At 74.3% G+C, this 22385-nt stretch carries 17 protein-coding genes; 4 read left to right on the top strand and 13 right to left on the bottom strand.

What is annotated here, in order from left to right; all coding sequences use genetic code 11:
• Positions 1-72 precede the first annotated feature (72 nt).
• Together Ani05nite_RS00750 and pyk are read right to left on the bottom strand one after the other, a co-directional pair.
• Positions 73-951, bottom strand: a complete 879-nt coding sequence (locus Ani05nite_RS00750; RefSeq protein ID WP_203762773.1) for an acyl-CoA thioesterase — start codon at positions 949-951, stop codon at positions 73-75.
• On the bottom strand, positions 948-2396 hold the full coding sequence (gene pyk / locus Ani05nite_RS00745) for a pyruvate kinase (protein ID WP_203762770.1): 1449 nt from the start codon (positions 2394-2396) through the stop codon (positions 948-950). The genes Ani05nite_RS00750 and pyk overlap by 4 nt, the downstream gene beginning before the upstream one ends.
• A gap of 271 nt (positions 2397-2667) precedes the next feature.
• Here pyk and Ani05nite_RS00740 point away from each other — a divergent pair, with 271 nt between their 5' ends.
• Complete coding sequence (locus Ani05nite_RS00740) at positions 2668-2877, top strand: hypothetical protein (protein ID WP_203762767.1); 210 nt, start codon at positions 2668-2670, stop codon at positions 2875-2877.
• Between the two features lie 120 nt (positions 2878-2997).
• Here Ani05nite_RS00740 and Ani05nite_RS00735 read toward each other — a convergent pair whose 3' ends face one another.
• The 3 genes from Ani05nite_RS00735 to gltB all read right to left on the bottom strand — a co-directional run bounded on the left by Ani05nite_RS00735 (position 2998) and on the right by gltB (position 10323).
• Positions 2998-4206: a methyl-accepting chemotaxis protein gene (locus Ani05nite_RS00735; RefSeq protein ID WP_203762765.1), complete on the bottom strand. Its 1209-nt coding sequence runs from the start codon at positions 4204-4206 to the stop codon at positions 2998-3000.
• 77 nt (positions 4207-4283) lie between these two features.
• Positions 4284-5759 (bottom strand): glutamate synthase subunit beta, encoded by a 1476-nt coding sequence (locus tag Ani05nite_RS00730; protein ID WP_203762762.1) that lies wholly within the window; start codon positions 5757-5759, stop codon positions 4284-4286.
• On the bottom strand, positions 5752-10323 hold the full coding sequence (gene gltB, locus Ani05nite_RS00725) for a glutamate synthase large subunit (protein ID WP_446678605.1): 4572 nt from the start codon (positions 10321-10323) through the stop codon (positions 5752-5754). The genes Ani05nite_RS00730 and gltB overlap by 8 nt, the downstream gene beginning before the upstream one ends.
• Positions 10324-10536: 213 nt before the next feature.
• Between gltB and Ani05nite_RS00720 the strand changes: the two genes are divergently transcribed.
• Complete coding sequence (locus Ani05nite_RS00720) at positions 10537-11406, top strand: GNAT family N-acetyltransferase (protein WP_203762756.1); 870 nt, start codon at positions 10537-10539, stop codon at positions 11404-11406.
• Between the two features lie 247 nt (positions 11407-11653).
• On the opposite strand, the gene Ani05nite_RS00715 is transcribed toward Ani05nite_RS00720, so the two are convergent.
• Genes Ani05nite_RS00715 through trpC form a run of 5 tightly spaced genes read right to left on the bottom strand, consistent with a single transcriptional unit; the run spans position 11654 to position 16876 of the window.
• On the bottom strand, positions 11654-12844 hold the full coding sequence (locus tag Ani05nite_RS00715; RefSeq protein ID WP_203762753.1) for an FAD-dependent oxidoreductase: 1191 nt from the start codon (positions 12842-12844) through the stop codon (positions 11654-11656).
• A gap of 28 nt (positions 12845-12872) precedes the next feature.
• Positions 12873-13997 (bottom strand): prolipoprotein diacylglyceryl transferase, encoded by a 1125-nt coding sequence (lgt, locus tag Ani05nite_RS00710; protein WP_203762750.1) that lies wholly within the window; start codon positions 13995-13997, stop codon positions 12873-12875.
• Between the two features lie 34 nt (positions 13998-14031).
• Positions 14032-14838: a tryptophan synthase subunit alpha gene (gene trpA, locus Ani05nite_RS00705; RefSeq protein ID WP_203762747.1), complete on the bottom strand. Its 807-nt coding sequence runs from the start codon at positions 14836-14838 to the stop codon at positions 14032-14034.
• Positions 14835-16076 (bottom strand): tryptophan synthase subunit beta, encoded by a 1242-nt coding sequence (trpB, locus tag Ani05nite_RS00700; protein ID WP_203762744.1) that lies wholly within the window; start codon positions 16074-16076, stop codon positions 14835-14837. Before trpB ends, trpA begins: the two co-directional genes overlap by 4 nt.
• Entirely contained in the window at positions 16073-16876 is an 804-nt protein-coding gene (gene trpC / locus Ani05nite_RS00695; RefSeq protein WP_203762960.1) for an indole-3-glycerol phosphate synthase TrpC, read from the bottom strand. Before trpC ends, trpB begins: the two co-directional genes overlap by 4 nt.
• 381 nt (positions 16877-17257) lie before the next feature.
• Between trpC and Ani05nite_RS00690 the strand changes: the two genes are divergently transcribed.
• Positions 17258-17563, top strand: a complete 306-nt coding sequence (locus Ani05nite_RS00690) for a hypothetical protein (RefSeq protein ID WP_239129053.1) — start codon at positions 17258-17260, stop codon at positions 17561-17563.
• Here Ani05nite_RS00690 and Ani05nite_RS00685 read toward each other — a convergent pair.
• From Ani05nite_RS00685 to hisI, 3 genes are read right to left on the bottom strand one after another with little or no spacing between them, the layout of a single operon-like run.
• Entirely contained in the window at positions 17497-18135 is a 639-nt protein-coding gene (locus tag Ani05nite_RS00685) for a Trp biosynthesis-associated membrane protein (protein WP_203762741.1), read from the bottom strand. The two genes, Ani05nite_RS00690 and Ani05nite_RS00685, sit on opposite strands and share 67 nt — an antisense overlap.
• The gene (locus tag Ani05nite_RS00680; protein WP_203762738.1) at positions 18135-19676 is read right to left on the bottom strand and encodes an anthranilate synthase component I; all 1542 of its coding nucleotides are present in this window, start codon (positions 19674-19676) and stop codon (positions 18135-18137) included. Before Ani05nite_RS00680 ends, Ani05nite_RS00685 begins: the two co-directional genes overlap by 1 nt.
• Positions 19673-20041, bottom strand: coding sequence for a phosphoribosyl-AMP cyclohydrolase (hisI, locus tag Ani05nite_RS00675; protein ID WP_239129052.1), 369 nt, complete (start codon positions 20039-20041; stop codon positions 19673-19675). The genes Ani05nite_RS00680 and hisI overlap by 4 nt, the downstream gene beginning before the upstream one ends.
• A gap of 223 nt (positions 20042-20264) precedes the next feature.
• Between hisI and Ani05nite_RS00670 the strand changes: the two genes are divergently transcribed.
• Entirely contained in the window at positions 20265-22382 is a 2118-nt protein-coding gene (locus tag Ani05nite_RS00670) for a hypothetical protein (RefSeq protein ID WP_203762732.1), read from the top strand.
• The last annotated feature ends 3 nt before the right edge of the window (positions 22383-22385 follow it).

Here is a 22385-nt window from a genome sequence, read left to right as displayed (position 1 = left end):
TCGCCGGGCCGGGGTCCCGCGCCGGCGGGGCCCTTTTCCGTCGTGGGGGGCGGCGAGCGGGCCGCCGAGCGGTCAGGCGCCGACCCGCCGGAGCAGCCCCTCCTGGACGGCGCTGGCGATGTGCCGGCCGTCCTCGGTGAACATCCGCCCGCTGGCCAGCCCCCGGCTTCCGCTCGCCGAGGGGCTCGTGCAGTCGTACAGGAACCATTCGTCCGCGCGGAACGGCCGGTGCAGCCACAACGCGTGGTCCAGGCTGGCGCCGATCACCCCGCCCGGCCCCCACACCTCGCCGTGCATCGACAGCACCGAGTCGAGCAGGGACAGGTCGGAGGCGTAGGTCAGGGCGCAGGCGTGGATCAGCGGGTCGTCCGGCAGCTTGCCGTTGATGCGCATCCACACGCGCTGCTCGTCGGCCGCGTCGCGGTCGCCGGGGGGCACCCATCCGGGGGTGCCCACGTAGCGGACGTCGATGGCCTGCGGCGCCTTCTTGAACGCGGCCGCGCGGTCGGGGTAGCGGGCCAGCCAGTCGAGCATCGTCGGGGTGTCGTCCGGGCCCGGCACGCCCTGCGGCGGCGGCGTGTGGTGATCGAGGCCCTGCTCGACGACCTGGAACGACGCCGACATGAAGAAGATCGTCCGGCCGTGCTGCTGCGCGGTGGAGCGGCGTACCGAGAAGGAGCGGCCGTCGCGGATCTTCTCGACCGTGAAGTCGATCGGGACCGTCGGGTCGCCCGGGCGCACGAAGTAGCCGTGCAGGGAGTGCACGGGGCGTTCCGGGTCGACCGTGCGGCCGGCGGCCACCAGGGCCTGGCCGGCGACCTGGCCGCCGAAGACGCGCTGGGCGCCGACCTGTGGGCTCTCGCCCTGGAACGTGGCCGCGTCGATCTGCTTGAGGTCGAGCACCTCGAGAAGCTGATCGACGGCGGCCTGTCCCGTCAGCGGCGTGCTCACCTGGTCCGGGTCACCGAGGCCGGGTCGACGAGCGAGCCGAGCTGGTGCACGCGCAGGGTGTTGGTGGAGCCGGGCGCGTTCGGCGGGCTGCCGGCCACGACCACGACGTACTCGCCGGGCTTGGCCAGGCCGAGGCCGAGCATGCTCTGGTCGACCTGGCGGAACATGTCGTCGGTGTGCTGGACGAAGTCCGTCAGGAACGTCTCGACGCCCCAGGAGAGGGCGAGCTGGTCGCGCACCTCGGGGACCGGGGTGAACGCGAGCAGCGGGAGCTCGCAGTGCAGCCGGGAGAGGCGGCGGACGGTGTCGCCGGTCTGGGAGAACGCGACCAGGGCCTTGGCGCCGATGTTGCGGGCGATCCGGCTGGCCGCGACGGTCAGCGCGCCGCTGTGGGTGCGCGGGTCGTGCTGGAGCACCGGGACGCCGAAGTCGCCGCTCTCGGTGGTGGTGACGATCTTCGCCATGGTGCTGACGGTGAGGACCGGGTACTTGCCGACCGAGGTCTCGCCGGACAGCATCACCGCGTCGGCGCCGTCGAGGACGGCGTTGGCGACGTCGGAGGCCTCGGCGCGGGTCGGGCGGGAATTCTCGATCATCGAGTCGAGCATCTGGGTGGCCACGATGACCGGCTTGGCGTTCTCGCGGCAGAGCTGCACCGCCCGCTTCTGCACCAGCGGCACCTGGTCGAGGGGCAGTTCGACGCCGAGGTCGCCGCGGGCGACCATGACGCCGTCGAAGGCCAGCACGATGGCCTCGAGGTGGACCACGGCCTCGGGCTTCTCGACCTTGGCGATGACGGGCAGGGTCGTGCCCTCCTCGGCCATGATCTGGTGCACGAGCTTGATGTCGTCGGGCGAGCGGACGAACGACAGGGCGATCAGGTCGACGCCGAGGCCGAGCGCGAAGCGCAGGTCCTCCTCGTCCTTGTCGCTCATCGCGGGGACGCTGACGGCGACGTTGGGCAGCGAGACGCCCTTGTTGTTGCTGACCGGGCCGCCCTCGGTCACGAGACAGCGGATGTCCGCACCCTCGACCGCGCTGACCTCAACCGCAACCTTGCCGTCGTCGATCAGGAGCCGGTCGCCGACCTTGACCTCCTCGGGCAGCTTCTTGTACGTGCAGCTGACCCGGTCGGGGGTGCCGAGGATGTCGTCGCTGGTGATGGTGACGACGTCGCCGGTGTTCCACAGGTGCGGCCCGTTGGCGAACCGGCCCAGGCGGATCTTGGGGCCCTGCAGGTCGGCCAGGACGGCGACGGCGCGGCCGGTCTCGCGGGCGGCGTTGCGGACCATGTCGTAGATCTTGCGGTGGTCCTCGTGGCTGCCGTGGCTGAAGTTCAGCCGGGCCACGTCCATGCCGGCCTCGACCAGTCCGAGCATGCGCTCGGGGGAGGCGGTGGCAGGACCCATGGTGCAGACGATCTTTGCGCGGCGTGTCACAGCCATCAGGCTAGTCTCTCTTTCGGATCGGCCCGCTGGCCGACCCCCGTCATGGGGATGAACTGCAAGTAGCGACGCACCGTGTGTGTTTCCGGTCGGCGTCGGCGGGCTTCAGCGACCGCGATCAGCCCCAGCTTATCGGTCGCCGCTGTGCGGTCGCGGGCAGACGGGGTACGGCGGGGCCCGGCCCCGAACCGGAAATCATGAACCGCCCCACGGGTTGTCACGTGTTGACAGCAGCGGGTTATACAGCCGCAGTGGTCATGGGGGTGTGACGATGGCGTTGAGGCGGCAGGCGGGACGTTTCAGCTGGTCGGCGGCGAGGCGGCGGCGGGTCCTGGAACGGGCGGAGCGGGAGCAGGCGCGCGAGCGCGACGCAGCGCGGGAGCGGCTGCTGCACGACGCGGCCCGGGCCGGCGACCACGAACGGCGCCCGGCTCGGCCGCGGACGGCCGCCCCGGCGGTCCGGGTCGTCTGCCCGGTCTGAGCCCGGGAGACCGAGCGGTGAGCGGTACGCGCGGCCGGCCCGGCACGGGGCGGGACCGGCGGCGCGGGACCGGCCCGACCGGAGTGCTGCCGACCCGGCACGGGGCGGGGCCGGCAGCGCTCAATCGGCCAGCAGGAAGCGGCTGACGACGCGGCGCAGTTCCTGCGCGGTGCCGTTGACGGTGGTGGCCAGCTGCTGGGTGCTCGAGGCGCCCGAGGAGGCCGCCTGCGCCGTGTCGGCGACCTCGGCGATGCCGGCGGCGATGTCGTTGCTGCTCTGCGCCGTGTCGGTGACGCTGCGCGCGATCTCGCCGGTCACGCTGGTCTGCTCCTCGACCGCCGCGGCGATCGTGTTCTGCAGGCCGCTCACCTCGGTGATGATCTCGCCGATCCGGCTGATCGCCAGCACGGCGTCCCGGCTCTCCCCCTGAATGGCGGCGATCCGGCGGGTGATGTCCTCGGTCGCCTCGGCGGTCTGCTGGGCCAGCTGCTTCACCTCGCCGGCGACGACGGCGAAGCCCTTGCCCGACTCGCCGGCCCGGGCCGCCTCGATGGTGGCGTTGAGGGCGAGCAGGTTCGTCTGCGCGGCGATGGCGGTGATCGTCCGGACCACGTCCTCGATCGCCGCGGTGCTGTCGCCGAGCCGGCTGACCGTGGCGTTGGTCTCCTGAGCCACGGTGACGCCGTCACCGGCGACCCGGGCGGCGGCGGTGGCGCTCTGCGCGATCGAGGCGATGCTGGCGGTGAGCTCGTCGACGCCGGCGGCCACGGTCCGGATGTTGGCGCTGACCTGCTGGGCCGCCGTCGACACGACGGCTGCCTGCGCGGAGGTGTGCCGGGCGCTGCCGTCCAGCCGGGAGCTGACGTCGCCCAGTTCGGAGCCGGACCGCGACAGCCCGGTGGCGCTGGTGTTCATCCCGCCGATCGCCTCGGTCAGCACGTCGACCATGTCGTTGAGGCCGGCGCCGATCCGGCCGACCTCGTCGCGGCCGTCGACCTCCATGCGGGTGCTCAGGTCACGCTCGAGCAGCCGCTGAAGGAACGCGAGCGTCTGGCGCAGCGGCCGGGTCACGCTGACCGAGACCCAGTACACGACCAGCGACACCACGAGGATGCAGACCAGGCCGGTGATGATCTGGCTGCGCAGGAAGGACGCGGCCTCGGCCGCGCTGAGCCGGTCCCGGCTGAAGTACCAGGCCGCCACGGTCGTCACGAGGACCACGAGCGCGCTGAGACTGATCGCCAGGGTCATGAGCAGGGCGCGGAGGGTGGGGAAGAGCCGCCACAGCCGGTTGAGGCCGCGGGCACCGGTGGTCGAGGAAGAGGTCACGTCCCTCTATCGGCCGTTTGCGGCGCCGGGTGAGAGCCGGCGGCAGGACGGTCGGAACCGTCCCGCCGCCGGCGGTGTCAGCGGGCCGCGGCCAGCGGCTGCGACGACGGGCGTACCGGCGCCGGCAGCTCGCCGAACCCACCCAGGTAGGTGTGGATCGCGGCGGCGGCCGCCCGGCCCTCGGCGATGGCCCAGACGATCAGCGAGGCGCCGCGGTGCATGTCCCCCGCGACGAACACGCCCTCCACGCCGGTCTGCCAGTCGTCGCCGGCGTCGACCGCGCCGCGGCTGTTGCGGGTCACGCCGAACTGCTCCAGCAGCGGCTGCTGCTCGGTGCCCTCGAAGCCGATCGCCAGCAGCACCAGCTGGGCGGGCAGGTCGCGCTCGGTGCCCTCCTGGACGGTGACGGTACGGCGCCCGTCGACCCGTTCGACGACGACGTCCGCGACCCGGACCGCGGTCACGCTGCCGGTGCCGTCGTCCACGAACTCCTGCACGGCCACGCCGAAGACGCGTTCGCCGCCCTCCTCGTGGGCCGGGTAGTTGCGCAGGATCACCGGCCACGTCGGCCACGGGTGCAGCTCGCCGACCCGGATCTCCGGCGGCAGCGGGTACTGGTCGAGCTGGATCACGCCCGCGGCGCCCTGCCGGTGCGCGACGCCGAGGCAGTCCGCGCCGGTGTCACCGCCGCCGATGATCACCACATGCTTGCCGGCGGCGTCGATCGGGGTGCCCCCCTGCTGGCCGGACACCACCCGGTTGGCCGGGACGAGGTGCTCCATGGCCAGGTGCACGCCGTTCAGGTGCCGGCCGGGGGTGTCGGTGGCGTCCCGGCCGGCCAGCGCGCCGCAGGTGAGCAGCACCGCGTCGAAGCGTTCCCGCAGGTCGTCGGCGGTGACGTCGACGCCCACGTCGACCCCGGTCTCGAAGACCACACCCTCGGCGGCCATCTGGGCCAGCCGCTCGTCGATGCGGTTCTTCTCCAGCTTGAAGTCCGGGATGCCGTAGCGCAGCAGCCCGCCGATCCGGTCGTCGCGCTCGTAGACCGTCACGGCGTGGCCGGCCCGGGCCAGCTGCTGCGCGGCGGCGAGCCCGGCCGGGCCGGAACCGACGACGGCGACGCTGCGCCCGGACTGGCTCGGGGCCGGCTGCGGGCGCAGACCGGTGGCGAACGCGTGGTTGGCGATCTCCACCTCGACCTGCTTGATGGTCACCGGGTCGTCGGCGATGCCCAGCACGCAGGCGGCCTCGCAGGGCGCCGGGCAGAGCCGGCCGGTGAGCTCCGGGAAGTTGTTCGTCGCGTGCAGGCTCTCCGCCGCCGCGTCCCAGGCGCCGGTGCGGACCAGGTCGTTCCAGTCCGGGATGCGGTTGCCCAGCGGGCAGCCCTCGTGACAGAACGGGATGCCGCAGTCCATGCACCGGGTCGCCTGGTCACGGATGAGCGTCTCGCCCGCCGGCGGGTACACCTCGTGCCAGTCGCGGATGCGTACCGGCACCGGACGGCGCTTCGGCAGCTGCCGCTCGTACCGCAGGAAACCGTTGGGATCAGGCACGGGTAACCCCCATAACCGCCTCGTCGATGTTCCGACCGGCAGCTTCGGCGGTCCTGATCAGTTCCATCACGCGCTTGTAGTCGCGCGGCACGACGGCGGTGAACTCGCCCACCGCGGCCGGCCAGTCGCCGAGCAGGCGCCCCGCCACGGCGGAGCCCGTCTCGGCGTGGTGCTTGCGGACGAGGCTGTGCAGGAGCTCCTGCTCCTCGGCGGTGAGCGGGGTCAGGTCGACCAGCTCCGGGTTGACCCGGCTCGCGTCGAGCCGGTGCACGAACGCCGTGCCGCCGCTCATGCCCGCGGCGAAGTTGCGCCCGACCGTGCCGAGCACCACCACGGTGCCGCCGGTCATGTACTCGCAGCCGTGGTCGCCGACGCCCTCGACGACCGCCGCCGCACCCGAGTTGCGGACCGCGAAGCGTTCACCCGCGCGTCCCCGCAGGAACACCTCGCCGCCGGTGGCGCCGTACAGGATGGTGTTGCCCGCGATGATGTTGTCCTCCGCGACGAACGGCGCGGCCTCGTCCGGGCGCACGATCACCCGGCCGCCGGAGAGTCCCTTGGCGACGTAGTCGTTCGTGTCGCCGATCAGCCGCAGGGTCACGCCGCGCGGCAGGAACGCGCCGAACGACTGGCCGCCGGTGCCGCGCAGGGTGAACGCGATGGTGTCGTCGGGCAGGCCGTTGCCGCCGTAGCGGCGGGCGACCTCGCCGCCGAGCATCGCGCCGACGCTGCGGTGGTCGTTGCGCACGGTCAGCTCGGCGCGGACCTCGGTGCCCTCGCTCAGGGCCGGGGCGGCCAGCGCGATCAGCTCGTTGTCGAGCGCCTTCTCCAGCCCGTGGTCCTGGGCGACGACGCCGCGGCGGGCCGCGCCGGCGGGCAGCTCCGGCACGAACAGCACCGGCGCCAGGTCCAGGCCCTTGGCCTTCCAGTGGGTCACCGCCGGCGCCACGTCGAGGATCTCGGCGTGCCCGATCGCCTCGTCGATGCTGCGGAAGCCCAGCTGGGCCAGGTAGCCCCGGACCTCCTCGGCCAGGAACAGGAAGAAGTTCTCCACGAACTCCGGCTTGCCGGTGAACCGCTCGCGCAGCACCGGGTTCTGCGTGGCGATGCCGACCGGGCAGGTGTCCAGGTGGCAGACCCGCATCATGATGCAGCCCGAGACGATCAGCGGCGCGGTCGCGAAGCCGAACTCCTCGGCGCCCAGCAGCGCCGCGATGATCACGTCGCGGCCGGTCTTGAGCTGGCCGTCGACCTGCACGGTGACCCGGTCGCGCAGCTTGTTGAGCAGCAGCGTCTGCTGGGCCTCGGCCAGGCCGAGCTCCCACGGCGAGCCGGCGTGCTTGAGGGAGTTCAGCGGGGACGCGCCGGTGCCGCCGTCGTGGCCGGAGATCAGGATCACGTCGGCCTTGAGCTTGGCCACGCCCGCCGCGACGGTGCCGACCCCGATCTCGGAGACCAGCTTCACGTGTACGCGCGAAGCCGGGTTGACGTTCTTCAGGTCGTGGACGAGCTGGGCCAGGTCCTCGATGGAGTAGATGTCGTGGTGCGGCGGCGGCGAGATCAGCCCGACGCCCGGGGTGGCGTGGCGGGTCTTGGCGATCCACGGCCACACCTTGTTGCCGGGCAGCTGGCCGCCCTCGCCCGGCTTCGCCCCCTGCGCCATCTTGATCTGCAGGTCGTCGGCGTTGACCAGGTACTCGGTGGTGACGCCGAAGCGGCCGGAGGCGATCTGCTTGACCGACGAGCGGCGCTCGGGGTCGTACAGGCGCTCGACGTCCTCGCCGCCCTCGCCGGTGTTGGACTTGCCGCCGAGGCGGTTCATGGCGATCGCCAGGGTCTCGTGGGACTCCGCCGAGATGGAGCCGTAGCTCATCGCGCCGGTGGCGAACCGCTTGACGATCTCGCTCGCCGGCTCGACCTCGTCCAGCGGGACGGGCACCCGGTCCTTGAAGCGGAACAGCCCGCGCAGCGAGCCGGCCGCCTCGGCCAGACCGTCCACCTTGGCCGTGTACTGCTGGAAGACGTCGTACTGCTTGCTGCGGGTGGCGTGCTGCAGCAGGAAGACGGTCTCCGGGTTGAACAGGTGGACCTCGCCCTCGCGGCGCCACTGGTACTCGCCGCCGACCTCGAGGCGGCGGTGGCTGCGCTCGGCCGGGTTCTTCGGGTACGCCTTCGCGTGGCGCGCCGCGACCTCCGCGTGGATCTCGGCCAGCCCGGCGCCGCCGATGCGCCCGGAGGTGCCGGCGAAGTAACGCTGCAACAGCTTGTTGTCCAGGCCGACCGCCTCGAACACCTGCGCGCCGCAGTACGACGACACCGTCGAGATGCCCATCTTGGACATGATCTTCAGGACGCCCTTGCCGAGCGCCTTGACGTAGTTGCCGACCGCCTTCTTCGACTCCATGCCGGCCAGCGGGCCGGTGGCGATCAGGTCGTCCACGCTCTCGAAGGCCAGGTACGGGTTGACCGCCGCGGCGCCGTACCCGATCAGCACGGCCGCGTGGTGCACCTCCCGGCAGTCGCCGCTCTCCACGACCAGCGCCACCTGGGTGCGGGTCTGCTCCCGGACCAGGTGCTGGTGCACCGCGGCGGTGAGCAGCAGCGACGGGATCGGCGCCAGGTCGGCGTTGGAGTCGCGGTCGGACAGCACCAGGATGCGCACGCCGTCCTCGATCGCCTCCGACACGTGCCGGCAGATCTGGGTGAGCCGCGCCTTCATGCCCTCGGCGCCGTCGCGCAGCGGGTACAGGCCCGAGACCCGGACCGCCTTGAAGCCCGGCAGGTCGCCGTCCTCGTCGATGGAGAGCAGCTTGGCCAGGTCGTCGTTGTCGATGACCGGGTACGGCAGCACGATCTGCCGGCAGCTGGCCGGGCCCGGGTCGAGCAGGTTGCCCTCCGGCCCGATGGTGGTGGACAGGCTGGTCACCAGCTCCTCGCGGATGGCGTCCAGCGGCGGGTTGGTGACCTGGGCGAACAGCTGGTGGAAGTAGTCGAACAGCAGCCGCGGGCGGGTCGACAGCGGCGAGATCGGCGTGTCGGTGCCCATCGACCCCAGCGGCTCGGCGCCGCTGCGGGCCATCGGCGCGACCAGGATCTTGAGCTCCTCCTCGGAGTAGCCGAAGACCTGCTGGCGGCGCATGACCGAGTCGTGGGTGTAGATGACGTGCTCGCGGGCGGGCAGGTCACGCAGGTCGATCAGCCCGGCGTGCAGCCACTCGTCGTACGGCTGCGCGGCGGCCAGCTCGGCCTTGATCTCGTCGTCGTGCACGATCCGGCCGGCCTCGGTGTCGACCAGGAACATCCGGCCCGGCTGGAGCCGGCCCTTGGCGACCACGGTGGCCGGGTCGAGGTCGAGCACGCCGGCCTCGCTGCCCAGCACGACCAGCCCGTCGCTGGTGTGCCACCAGCGGCCGGGACGCAGGCCGTTGCGGTCGAGCACGGCGCCGATGATGCTGCCGTCGGTGAACGCCACGCTGGCCGGACCGTCCCACGGCTCCATCAGGCTGGCGTGGAAGCGGTAGAAGGCGCGCCGGGCCGGGTCCATGCCCGGGTCGTTCTCCCAGGCCTCCGGGATCATCATCAGCACCGCGTGCGGCAGGCTGCGCCCGGACAGGTGCAGCAGCTCCAGCACGGCGTCGAAGTTCGCCGAGTCGGACGCCTCGGGCGTGCAGATCGGGAACAGCCGCTTGATGGTGCCGGGCACGGTCGGCGAGGCCAGCAGCGCCTCGCGGGCGGCCATCCAGTTCCGGTTGCCGCGGATGGTGTTGATCTCGCCGTTGTGCGCGATGAACCTGTACGGGTGGGCCAGCGGCCACGACGGGAACGTGTTGGTGGAGAACCGCGAGTGCACCAGCGCGATCGCGCTGTCCACCCGCTCGTCGGTCAGGTCCGGGAAGAACGCCGGCAGCTGGTCGGGCGTCAGCATGCCCTTGTACGTGATGGTGCGCGCCGACAGCGACGGGAAGTACGCCGCGACGCCGCGCTGCGAGCTCTCCCGCTCGGCCTGCTTGCGGATGCAGAACGCGACCCGGTCGAGCTCCAGGCCCGACAGCGGCGCGCCGGCCGGCCCGGTCCTCGAGCCGGTGAGGCGGTGCGCGGCCAGGAACACCTGGCGGATCCGCGGGCGGGCCGCCTCGGCGGTCTCCCCCAGCCCGGCCGGGTTCACCGGCACGTCCCGCCAGCCCAGGATGTCGCCGCCCTCCACCAGGGCGTACTTCTCGAAGACGGCGACCGAACGGGCGGCCTCGTCGGGGTCGTTGGGCAGGAACACCAGGCCGGTCGCGTACGAGCCGGCGGGCGGCAGGTCGAAGTCGACCACGGCCCGCAGGAAGGCGTCCGGCACCTGGATCATGATGCCGGCGCCGTCGCCGGTGTTGTGCTCGGCGCCGCGGGCGCCGCGGTGGTCGAGCCGGATCAGCGCCGAGAGGCCCTTGGCGACCACGTCGTGGCAGCGGCGGCCGTGCAGATCGGCCACGAAGGCCACGCCGCACGCATCGTGCTCCTGCGCCGGATCGTACAAACCACGAGAGTCATGGTTGTCGCTTCGGGGGTGCGGAAGAGCCACCGGGCCTCCGATCGTCACTGGTGTTTCCGTTCAAGGTCGGGACGACGTCGGCCCTGCAAAAGTCTCTAGAGTCTACGTTAGTCGTCACCGATCTCCGCCAGGTGCGGATGGATCACACTTTTGCCCCACCGATTTGTCACCGTGGGCGGCCCGGAGGGCGGTATGTCGCTGCCGGGCGAGAGACAGAGGGTGGCCAACGGGTAGTCTCGCGCGGTGGCGCTAGAGGATACCGACGTCTTCACCCGGCTGGAACGCTTCTACGATGCCGTGCCCCGCGACGCCGCCGTCGCGGAGGAGATCGGCGGGTTCGTGCTCTTCGTCAACAACGGCGAGGGCTGGCCTTTCTACGCCCGCCCGCGCCTCGGCGGTGCCGGCACACCGTCCGCCGCCGATGTTACCGCCGTGCGGCAGCGCCAACGAGACCTCGGCGTGCCCGAGGCCTTCGAATGGGTGCACGAGACCACGCCGGACCTGCTGGCCGTGGCCCGCTCGGCCGGGCTGGACGTGCTGCTCGCCCCGCTGATGGTGCTGGAGAACGCCGCCCTGGTCCCGGACCTGCCGCTGCCCGGCGCCGCCATCCGCTTCCTCGACCCGGCCCGGCCCGGCTTCGCCGCCGACATCAACGCCAGCCGCGCGGTCGCCCGGCTCGGCTTCGGCGCCCCGGCCAACACCACCACGGTCCAGTCCGGCTCGCTGGTGGTGGAGGTGGCCGGCCCGGCCCAACGCGACGCGGTGCCGCCGCTGAGCGACGCCGCCGTGGTCGACCTGACCCGCCGGCACGCCGCCGGCCGGATGCTCAGCGCGGTGGTCGAGTCGCCGACCGCGGGCATCCTGGCCTGCGGCACGGTCCAGCGGGTGGGCGCGGTCGGCGAGGTCGCCGGGGTGGCGACACTGCCGTCGGCGCGGCGCCGCGGGTACGCGTCCCAGCTGACCGCCAGCCTGGCCCGGCGCACCCTGACCGACGGCACCGACCTGGTGTTCCTGTCCGCCGGCGACGACGACGTGGCCCGGCTGTACTCCAAGGTCGGCTTCCGCCGGATCGGCACGGCCTGCATCGCCGAACCGGCGGCCCTGTCGGCGTAGGGCGGTTTCGCATGGCCACAGCTGTCTTCGCGGTTCTGTCCACCCCGCGCCGCGTCATCGTGGCCGAGCGCCCTCCGCGCCGGTAGGACCTCGCTGCGGCGACGTCAGGCGGTGCAGCTCCTCGGGTTCGACGGACGAACTGAACGCCGATACGCGCTCGTGGACGGGCACTCGGCCGGAGCCGCCCGGCGGGTCGCGGAAGCGGCCGTCGCCGCTCGCCGGGCGCGGCCGCTGACCGCGCCCCCCGTCAGTCCGGGGGTCGCCACTCCGCGGTCAGGTCGTGGGCGTGGCCCAGGATCCGCGGCCGCAACGACCCCAGCGCCGCGTTGCGCGCCCGCAGCGCCAGCCGGCCACGGGCCTGCACCACCGCCGACATCCGCCGGGACTGGCGGACCACGCTGGCCGTGCGGGGGCGGCGGGCCCGGTCGTACTCCTCCACCGCGTCGCCCAGGGTGGCTCCCGGGCGGACGCCGGCGACCAGCGCCCGCAGCGTGGCCGCGTCCTCGAACGCCAGGCAGGCGCCCTGGCCGAGGTGGTGCGGCATCGCGTGGGCGGCGTCGCCGAGCAGCACCACGCCGCCCGGGCCGGCCCGGAAGCCGTACGCGCGGGGCAGCGGCCGCAGTTCGCGGACCTCCTGCGGGACCAGGTCCTCGGGGCGGGTCGCCGCCAGCAGCGCGCCGACCGGCGCGTGCCAGCCGGCGAACCAGCGCCGCAGCAGTGCCAGCTGGGTGGCCGGCGGCTCGGGGCGCGGGGCGCCGGCGGCCGTGGCCACCCAGTAGACGCCGCCGCGGCCCGCCGCGCGGCCGCCGAGCGGCATGGAGACGAAGCGGTAGCCCGCGCCGAGGGTCTCCCCGCCGGCCGCCTGGTCCGCGGGCAGGTCGGGCACGCGGTAGCCGGGAATGACCGCCTGCCAGGCGGCGAAGCCCGAGCCGACGGCGGCGGACTCCGGGGCCAGCGCGCGGCGGACCCGGCTGTCGATGCCGTCGGCGGCGACCAGCAGGTCGGCCTCGCAGCGGGTGCGGCCGTCGGAGACCGACGGGCGCTGGGTGCGGCCGGTGCGCACCCCGGTGACGGTGAAGCCGGTACGGATGTGCACCCGGTCGCCGAGCCCGGCCACCAGCGCGTCGTACAGGTCCTCCAGGTGCACGACCGCCGGGGCGGGGCCGGCGCCCAGCCGCGCGCGGGGCGCGGCGAGCCACTGGCCGTCCGGGCGGCGTACCCCGCCGTCCGGCAGCGGCGACGCGATCGCCGACCAGCCGCCGTCCGGGTCGAGAGCCTCCAGGGCGCGCCGGCCGTTGGGCCAGAGCACCAGGGCCGTCGGGGACGCCGCGATCCGCTCGGCCGCCTCCAGCAGGGTCACCTGCCAGCCGTCGCGGGCCAGCGCGCCGGCGGCGGCCAGCCCCGCGATGCCCGCTCCCACCACTACGGCCGTGCGCACGCCGCCGCCTTCCGCCGGGGCCGGGCCGTCAGTGTTCGTCGGCGGAGGCGGACGCGGACGGCTTGCCGTCGGGCTCCGCGGGCCGGGTGGCCGAGACCGCGCCGGGCTCGTCGTCGCCCGGCGTGCCGGTCGCGTCGGATCCGGCCGCCGGCCCGGCGGGCGGCAGCACCCCGGTGCGCTGGTACGCCCGGAAGCGTTCCTCGCTGACCACCTGGTACGCCGCCGGAGGCTTGCCGGCGGCGGCCCGGTCCCCGACGTCCACCTGGGAGACGTCGCTCTCGGCGTCCGGCTCCGGGGCGGTGTCGGGCGCGTCGATCGGCACCACGTACTCGCGGGGGCCCTTGACGAGCAGGAAGTAGACCAGCGCGCCGAGGAAGACCACGACGGAGGTGAAGACGTTGAGGCGGACGCCGAAGATGTGGTTGGCCTCGTCGACGCGCAGCATCTCGATCCAGAACCGGCCCGCGCAGTACGCCATCACGTAGAGCGCGAACGCCCGGCCGCGTCCGAACTTGTACCGGCGGTCCAGCCAGAACACCAGGCCCGCGACGCCGAGGTCCCAGATCAGCTCGTACAGGAACGTCGGGTGGTAGAGGTCGGGCAGGGTCACGGCCTTGCCGTCGATGACGGTCGCGTGGCCCGGGTTGGCCCGGTCCATGTCGTGCACGCGCAGGCCCCACGGCAGCGTCGTGACGCCGCCGTACAGCTCGTTGTTGAACCAGTTGCCGAGCCGGCCCACCGCCTGGGCCAGCGGCAGCGCGGGGGCCAGCGCGTCGGCGAAGACGCTCAGCGGCAGGCCCAGCTGGCGGGCGGCGAGCCAGGCGCCCAGCGCGCCACCGGCCACGGCGCCCCAGATGCCCAGGCCGCCCTCCCAGATCTGGAAGACGCGGATCGGGTCGCCGCCGGCGCCGAAGTAGTCGCCCGGCGAGGTGATGACGTGGTAGATCCGCGCGCCGACGATGCCGAACGGCACCGCCCACACCGCCATGTCCAGCGAGGCCCACGGGGCGACACCGCGGCGGCGCAACCGGTGCTCCATGACCAGCACGGCCACGACGATGCCGGCGACGATGCAGAGTGCGTACGCCCGGATCGGCAGGCCCAGCAGGTGCCAGACCGACGTCGTGGGGCTCGGGATAGCGGCGAAGTTCACGCGCGCACCCTACCGCCGATCGCCTCCGGCGCCATCAAGAGGGCTTGTTGGCCCGTACGCCCTCGGCGAGCTCCGCGCTGAGCGCCCGCAGCCGGTCCAGGCCGGTTCCCCGGTCGGGGGCGTCGAGCACGCAGCGGATCAGCGCGCTGCCGACGATGACGCCGTCGGCGAACGCGGCCACCTCGGCCGCCTGCGCCCCGGTGCCGACGCCCAGGCCCACCCCGACGGGCAGGTCCGGGTCGGCCCGGCGGATCCGGGCCACCAGCTCGGGCGCCTGCGACGACACCGCGGTGCGGGCGCCGGTGACGCCCATCAGCGCGGTCGCGTAGACGAAGCCGCGGCACTGGGCCACGGTCATCGCGATGCGCTCGTCGGTCGACGACGGCGAGACCAGGAAGGTGCGGTCGATCGCGTACCGGTCGGCGGCGGCGATCCACTCGCCGGCCTCGTCCGGGATCAGGTCCGGGGTGATCATCCCGGTCGCGCCGGCCGCGGCGAGGTCGCGGGCGAACGCGTCCACGCCGTAGCGCTCGACCGGGTTCCAGTACGTCATCAGCACCACGGTGGCCCCGGCGTTCGCGACCGCCTCGATGATCCGCAGCGTGTCCCGGGTGCGCACCCCGCCGGCCAGGGCAATGTCGCTGGCCTTCTGGATGACCGGCCCGTCCATCACCGGGTCCGAGTACGGCAGCTCGACCTCGATGACGTCGCAGCCCGACTCGGCCATCGCCACCATCGAGGCGATGCTCTCGTCGACGGTCGGGAAGCCGGCCGGCATGCAGCCGACCAGCACGGCCCGCCCCTCGGCCTTCGCCTTGCCGAAGGTGTCGGCGATGCTCACGAGTTCTCCCCCGGGACGATCGTCTCGACCTCGTCGAGGATGCCGAAGTAGGCGCCCGCGGTGTGCACGTCCTTGTCGCCGCGCCCGGACAGGTTGATCACGATCGTGGGGGTGCGACCCAGCTCCGCGGTCAGCGCCGGCACGATCCGCTGCGCGCCGGCCAGCGCGTGCGCGCTCTCGATGGCCGGGATGATGCCCTCGGTGCGGCACAGCAGCTGGAACGCCGCCATCGCCTCGGCGTCGGTGACCGGCTCGTAGCGGGCCCGGCCGGTGTCGTGCAGCCAGGCGTGCTCCGGCCCGACGCCGGGGTAGTCCAGCCCGGCCGAGATGGAGTGCGACTCGACGGTCTGGCCGTCGGAGTCCTGGAGCACGTACGTCCGGGCGCCGTGCAGCACGCCCGCCGAGCCGCCGGTGATCGACGCGGCGTGCCGGCCGGTCGCCACCCCGTCGCCGCCGGCCTCGAAGCCGTACAGGCGCACCTGCTCGTCGGGCACGAAGGCGTGGAAGATGCCGATCGCGTTCGAGCCGCCACCCACGCAGGCCGCGACCGCGTCGGGCAGCCGGCCCAGCTGCGTCAGGCACTGGGCCCGGGCCTCGGTGCCGATGCCGCCGACGAAGTCGCGCACGATCTCCGGGAACGGCGCCGGGCCGGCCGCCGTGCCCAGCAGGTAGTGGGTCGTGTCGACGCTGGAGACCCAGTCGCGCAGGGCCTCGTTGAGGGCGTCCTTGAGCGTGCGCGAGCCGTTGGTCACCGGCACGACGGTGGCCCCGAGCATGCGCATCCGGGCCACGTTGAGCGCCTGGCGCTCGGTGTCCATCGCGCCCATGTAGACGACGCACTCCAGGTCGAGCAGCGCCGCCGCGGTGGCGCTGGCCACGCCGTGCTGGCCGGCGCCGGTCTCGGCGATGACCCGCGGCTTGCCCATCCGCTTGGCCAGCAGGGCCTGCCCCAGCACGTTGCGCACCTTGTGCGCGCCGGTGTGGTTGAGGTCCTCGCGCTTGAGCAGCACCTCGGCGCCGATCGCGGCGGAGAACCGCTCCGCCCGGTAGAGCAGCGACGGGGTGCCGGCGTAGTCGCGCAGCAGCCCGGTGAACCGCTCCTGGAACACCGGGTCGACCTTGGCCGAGCGGTACGCCGCGTCCAGCTCGTCGAGCGCCCGGACCAGCGCCTCCGGCACGAACCGGCCGCCGTAGCGACCGAAGTGCCCGGCCAGGTCGGGGAAGGTGGGCGCGCTCATCGCACGGGCCGGGGCGTGGCCGGGTGGTTGCCGGCGTTCACCAGTTCGGCGACGGCGTCGCGCGGGCTCTTCTTGGTGACCAGGCCCTCGCCGACCAGCACGGCGTCCGCGCCGGCCGAGGCGTACCGGATCAGGTCGTGCGGCCCGCGCACGCCCGACTCGGCGATCTTGACCACGTTGTTCGGCAGGCCGGGCGCGATCCGCTCGAAGACCGACCGGTCCACCTCGAGGGTGCGCAGGTCGCGGGCGTTGACGCCGATGACCTGGGCCCCGGCGTCCAGGGCCCGGTCGGCCTCCTCCTCGTTGTGCACCTCGACGAGCGCCGTCATGCCCAGCGACTCGATGCGCTCCAGCAGGCCGGTGAGCACGTTCTGCTCGAGCGCGGCCACGATGAGCAGGACGAGGTCGGCGCCGTGGGCCCGCGCCTCGTGCACCTGATAGCTGGAGACGACGAAGTCCTTGCGCAGCACCGGCACGCCGACCGCGGCCCGCACCGCGGCCAGGTCGGCCAGCGAGCCGCCGAACCAGCGGCCCTCGGTGAGCACGCTGATGCACCGTGCGCCGCCCGCCGCGTATTCGCCCGCCAGCTCGGCCGGGTCGGGGATGTCGGCCAGCGCGCCCTTGGACGGCGACGACCGCTTGACCTCCGCGATCACCGCCACCCCGGGCTTGCGCAGGGCCGCGTACGCGTCGATCGCCGGCGGTGCCGCCGCGGCGAGGTCGCGCACCTGCTCCAGCGAGAGTTGCTGCTGGCGGGCCGCGACGTCCTCGCGCACCCCGGCCAGGATCTCCTCGAGCACGTTCTGCGGTCCCGCACCACGCTCCGCGGGTCCGCCACTGCCCGCCGCCTGATCGGATGTCACCTAATGACTCCCCTCTCCGGGTGTCCTCGGCCCGATGCTAGGTGGCCGCCGACATGTCCGGGCCCCCGGGGTATGGCGCGCCTCACGAGATGGGCTGCGCCATAATGCGCACCCGGGCGGCACGCTGTCTCATCGGTCACATCCTCCTCGCCCGCACCACGGCGCTAGCTGGGACCCCCTGGATGATCGGCTGATCCCCCGCAGCGGTGACGGTGGTGTCACCGATCGGAAATACGACTACGGCATCATCGGTCTCGGGCAGACTGGTCGGCGGCGTCAGCAAAGCCGGCCCCCGGCACGAGTCTCGTGAGGTTGACCATGGCTACTGCAGAGGTTGGTTTCGTCGCCGTCTCCCGGGCCGTCGTCGCGGCGGCCGCGGATCTCGCCGCCGGGCTCGAGCGCCGCGTGGTGGGGGACGAGAACGTGCGCACCGCCCAGGGCAACGCCTGGGCGGCCATCTGCGCCGACCGGGCCCGGGCCCAGGCCCGCGCCGACATGGACGCGATGGTGGCGGCGCTGGCCGCCGCGAACTCGCGGCGGGCCGCGGCCCGCGGCAATCAGCGCGCGGTGGGGTCCTCGCCGCGGTCGAGCGCCTCCCACGCCGCCCTGGTGTCCACCCGCTGATCGGTGTCCACCCGCTGATCGGTGTCCACCCGCTGATCGGTGCCCGGCCGGCGCGCGGTGTCCGTCCGCTGATCGGTGCCCGGGCCGGCGGCGCCCCGCGCGGAGCCGGTGGCGGCGGTCACACCCGGGCGTTCGTAGCGGGCGCCCATGGCGGGCCATTGGTGGCCGGCGCGGGCCGCCGAGAGCCCCCCGAGCATGATCAGCAGGCCGCCCAGCACGCAGACCACCGGCCCGAAGGTGGCGCCGCTGCCGGCGGCGCCCACGTCCAGCCCGGCCCGGCCGGCGACCGCCCCGGCCGCCACGCCCAGACCGACCAGGGCCAGCAGCCCGCCCAGCAGCCGGCGGACCACACCCCCGGTCGCCAGCAGCGCCCCCGCCCCGGCCAGCGCCACCAGGGCCAGGCCGATCACCCACGGTTCCAGGTCCGCGCCGGTGCGGGCGTCCCGCAGCGACGACAGGCCCGGGCGGGCGGTGACGGTCTCCGACCAGGTGCGGGTGACGCCGTACACGGCGAGGCCGGCGCCGGCCGCGCAGAGCAGCACCGCGGTCGCCAACCGGCGGGCCGGCGTCATCAGCGGGCCGCGCGCAACGTCTCGGCGGCCGCGATGGCCGCCAGCACGGCCGCCGCCTTGTTGCGGGTCTCCTGCTCCTCGGCGGCCGGATCCGAGTCCGCCACGATGCCCGCGCCGGCGCCCACGTACGCCGTACCGCCGTGCATCAACGCCGTGCGGATCGCGATCGCCATGTCCATGTCGCCGGCGAAGCCGAAGTAGCCCACCGTGCCGCCGTACAGGCCGCGCCGGGTCGGCTCCAGGCTCTCGATGATCTCCATGGCCCGGACCTTCGGCGCGCCCGACAGGGTGCCGGCCGGGAACGTCGCGGCCAGCGCGTCGAAGGCGCTGCGGTCGGCCCGCAGCTCGCCGACGACCGTCGAGACGATGTGCATGACGTGGCTGTAGCGCTCGATGCGCGCGAAGTCCGGCACCTCGACCGTGCCCGCCCGGCACACCCGGCCCAGGTCGTTGCGGCCCAGGTCGACCAGCATGACGTGCTCGGCGCGCTCCTTGGGGTCGGCCAGCAGCTCCGCCGCGAGCGCGTTGTCCTGCTCGGGGGTGGCGCCGCGCCACCGGGTGCCGGCGATCGGGTGCAGCAGCGCCCGGCGCACCCCGCCCTGTTCGGCGCTGACCTTGAGGTGGGCCTCCGGCGACGAGCCGACGATGTCCACGTCGTCGAAGCGCAGGAGGTACATGTACGGGCTCGGGTTGGTCGCCCGCAGCACCCGGTAGACGTCGAGCGGGTCGGCGTCGGTGGCCCGCTCGAAGCGCTGGGCGACCACGATCTGGAAGCACTCGCCGGCCCGGATCGCCTCCTTGGCCGTCTCCACCGCCTTCTGGTAGTCGCCCGGCGCGGTGCGGCTGACCACGTCGCCCGCCGGCACCCGCTCGACCGTGGAGATCATCGGCGGGGTGGGGCGGGACAGCGCGGTGGTCATCGCGTCGAGCCGGCCGACCGCCTGGTGGTAGGCGGCGCGGGCCGCGGCGGCGCCGGCCCCGGGGTCGAGCACCGCGTTGGCGACCAGGATGGCCGAGCCGTCGTAGTGGTCGAGCACGACCAGGTCGGTGGCCAGCATCATGCCCAGCTCGGGCAGGGGCACGTCGTCGGTGGCGGTGGCCGGCAGCCGCTCGAAGCGCCGGACCAGGTCGTAGCTGAGATAGCCGACCATGCCCCCGGTCAGCGGCGGCAGGTCGTCGCCCGTACCGGGCTCCTCGGGGGCGGCCAGGGCCGCGACGGTCTCGCGCAGGGCGACCACCGGGTCGCCCGTCAGCGGTACGCCCGCCGGCGGGTGGCCGAGCCAGGCGGCCTCGCCGTCGCGTTCCACCAGGGTGGCGACGCTGCGTACGCCGATGAACGAGTAGCGCGACCAGGCGGCGGAGCCGGCGCCCTGCTCGGCCGACTCGAGCAGGAAGGTGCCGGGGCCGCCGGCCAGCTTGCGGTAGACGCCGATCGGGGTCTCGCCGTCGGCCAGCAGCCGCCGGACGACCGGCACCACCCGGCGCCGGGCCGCCTGGGCGACGAAGCCGTCCTCGTCGGGGGTGACCGAGCCGGTGGTCATGCGGTCTCCCCGGGCACGGCGGGCAGCTCGTCGGAGAAGCAGGTGTGCGTGCCGGTGTGACAGGCCGCGCCGACCTGCTCGACCGTGACCAGCAGCGCGTCGCCGTCGCAGTCCAGCGCCACCGAGCGCACGTACTGGTGGTGGCCGGAGGTGGCGCCCTTGACCCAGTACTCCCGGCGGCTGCGCGACCAGTAGGTGGCGCGGCCGGTGGTCAGCGTGCGGTGCAGGGCCTCGTCGTCCATCCAGGCCAGCATCAGCACGTCGCGCGTGCCGGCCTCCTGCACGATCGCGGCCACCAGGCCGTCGGGGCTACGGCGCAGGCGGGCGGCGATCGCCGGGTCCAGCGCGGAGACAGGTCCGTTCACAAGGTCAGTCGCGGGCACAGTGTCACATTCTCCCGCACGGGGTACCGGCGTCCACCGGCCGTACCGGTAGCCCACGATCCGGTCACGACCCGCACTGGGGGTGTGACCGGGAGGCCGGGGACGGTACCGTCGTCGTGCGCCGCACCCGAGAGGGGGCTGCGCCCGCCGTCCGACCGGCTCGCCGGAGCGGGCGGCGCCGCCACTGGAACGGGAGTCTTGACCGATGGAGCCGACGTCCGAGCCCGAGAACCGGCAATCGCGCGGGCTGGCCCGCTTCTGGCCGGCGCACGGGATGTCCACGCCGGCCGCCGGTAGGTCCCAAGAGGACCCGGACGCGCCACCGGCCGACGCCACGGCACACGCGTCCGACCAGCAAGCCGGCGCGGCCGGCCCGACCGGGGAGCACCCGCAGGTGAGCGATCAGCAGTCCCAGCCGCACGACGACCAGCCGGAGCCCGGCGAGCCGCAGCCGAACCCGTTCGCGCCGCGGCCCCACCCGGCGCTGACCGGCGACACCGAGATGGTGGCCCTGGGCTCCCGGCGCCCGGCGGACGCGCTGCTCGGCGGCACCAACGGCACCCGGTGGACCAGCCCGGGCGGCTTCCCGCCGGTGGAGACCAACGGGCACCGCAACGGCGACGCGGGCCCCCGGCACGGCGGCGGGCCGGTCCCCAACGGGCAGGCGCCGGTGGGCGGGTCGCCGCCCGGCTCGCGGTCGCCGTTCGCGCCGTCCGGCGACGGTCCGCCCCCCTCGCCCTTCCCGCCGGCCGGCGACTCGATCTTCGCCCCGCGCGGGGACTCGATCTTCGGCCCGGCCGGGGACTCCGGCTTCGCGCCCCCCGGCGAGCCCGCCTTCCCGCCGCCCGTCTTCCCGCCGCCCGGCGACCACGAGGCCGGCGACGAGCCGTCTGCGCTGCCGGTCTTCGGCGTGCCGGGCGACGACGCGCCGCCCGGGCCGAGGGGCCCGGTCGCGCCCCCCAACGGTGACGGTGGGCGCGGTTCGCGGTCGCCGTTCGCGCCGGCCGACAGCGAGGAGGGGCCCGGGACACGGTCGCCGTTCGGGCCCGACGACAACGACGGCGGGCACGAGCCGCGGTCGCCGTTCGCGCCCGGCCATGACGACGGTGAGCGCGGCTCGCGGTCGCCGTTCGCGCCCGACGACGACGGACCGGCCGGGCCGCCTTTCTCGCCCTCGCCGTTCGCCGCGCACGGCTCCGCCTCCGCACCCGGCGGCGGTGGCGGTCGGGCGACTGGACCCGCCGCCGACGAGCAGCACCCGGGTCCAGCCGGCGGGCAACACACCGGTCCCGCCGCGAAGCAGGCCGGGGGCGTTGCGCCGGTGCCGATGGGTGGCCGCCCGGCCGGCGCCCCACCGGCAGCGACCGGGTCGGCCCAGGTGCCGGTGCCGGTGCCGGGTCGCCCGGTGAGCCCGCCGTCGGCTTCCGCACGGCCGGCTTCCGCACCACCTACTTCCGCACCTACTTCCGCACGGCCCGCTTCCGCGCGGCCCACTTCCGCTCCACCGGCCTCCGCGCGGCCCGGCGGAGACCGCTCCGGCGCAGACTCGTCAGGTGGGGACCGGCCCCGCCGCGACCAGCCCGGCGAGAACTGGCCCAGCGGCAACCGGTCCGGCGGGGATCGTCCCGTCTCCGCGCTGCCCGCGGCCGCCGCGCCGACCATCCCCCAGGCCACGAAGGACGACCCCGGCATGCAGACCCGACTCGAACCGACCCGCCTCGAACCCACCGGCTGGGCCACCGCGAGCCCGCGGGCGGGAGCGTCCGGCAGCGCCACCGTCCCCGGCGGCGCCGCCGTCCCGGCCAGCGCCGCGGTGCCGGTCAGCGGGGCCGGCGGCCGGCTCACCCGCGACGACGAGGCCACCCACGAGCCGGTGGCGCCCGCCCCCCGGCGATCGACCACCCTGAACGACGCGCCCGGCCGCAACGACGCCCCCGGCAGCAACGACGCCGGCCGCCACGACGGCCCGGGCAGCCAGGACACCCCGGCGGGCCGGCGGGCGGCGCCGGCCGGGGCCGGCGAGGCGCCGCTGCGCCCCGGCGACGTGAACGACATCGCGATCACCTTCTGGGCCGAGTCCGCCAGCGAGCAGTTCCGCGCCGACTGGCACGAGGTCAAGGCCCAGTTCGTCGACGACCCGGTGGCCGCCCTGACCCGCGCCCACGACCTGCTCACCGAGGCCGTGCACGAGCTCACCGAGTCGATGCTGGCCGAGCGCGACGAGCTGGACCCGCTGCGCGGCACGGCGACGCCCGACACCGAGAGCATGCGCATGGCGATGCGCGGCTACCGGGAGTTCCTCGACCGCATCCTGGCCCTGTAGCGC

Origin of the sequence: Actinoplanes nipponensis, from assembly GCF_016862275.1 — a bacterium.
Classification (GTDB): Bacteria; Actinomycetota; Actinomycetes; order Mycobacteriales; family Micromonosporaceae; genus Actinoplanes; species Actinoplanes nipponensis.
This window is presented reverse-complemented; position numbering and strand designations above follow the sequence as displayed.

What these genes read in the sequence shown, in the direction of transcription:
- Ani05nite_RS00690 (WP_239129053.1), top strand. Translation starts at nt 17,258, where the DNA reads ATGGCTACTGCAGAGGTTGGTTTCGTCGCCGTCTCCCGGGCCGTCGTC.
- Ani05nite_RS00670 (WP_203762732.1), top strand. Translation starts at nt 20,265, where the DNA reads ATGGAGCCGACGTCCGAGCCCGAGAACCGGCAATCGCGCGGGCTGGCC.
- trpB (WP_203762744.1), bottom strand. Translation starts at nt 16,076, where the DNA reads ATGAGCGCGCCCACCTTCCCCGACCTGGCCGGGCACTTCGGTCGCTAC.
- Ani05nite_RS00740 (WP_203762767.1), top strand. Translation starts at nt 2,668, where the DNA reads ATGGCGTTGAGGCGGCAGGCGGGACGTTTCAGCTGGTCGGCGGCGAGG.
- Ani05nite_RS00680 (WP_203762738.1), bottom strand. Translation starts at nt 19,676, where the DNA reads ATGACCACCGGCTCGGTCACCCCCGACGAGGACGGCTTCGTCGCCCAG.
- pyk (WP_203762770.1), bottom strand. Translation starts at nt 2,396, where the DNA reads ATGGCTGTGACACGCCGCGCAAAGATCGTCTGCACCATGGGTCCTGCC.
- Ani05nite_RS00685 (WP_203762741.1), bottom strand. Translation starts at nt 18,135, where the DNA reads ATGACGCCGGCCCGCCGGTTGGCGACCGCGGTGCTGCTCTGCGCGGCC.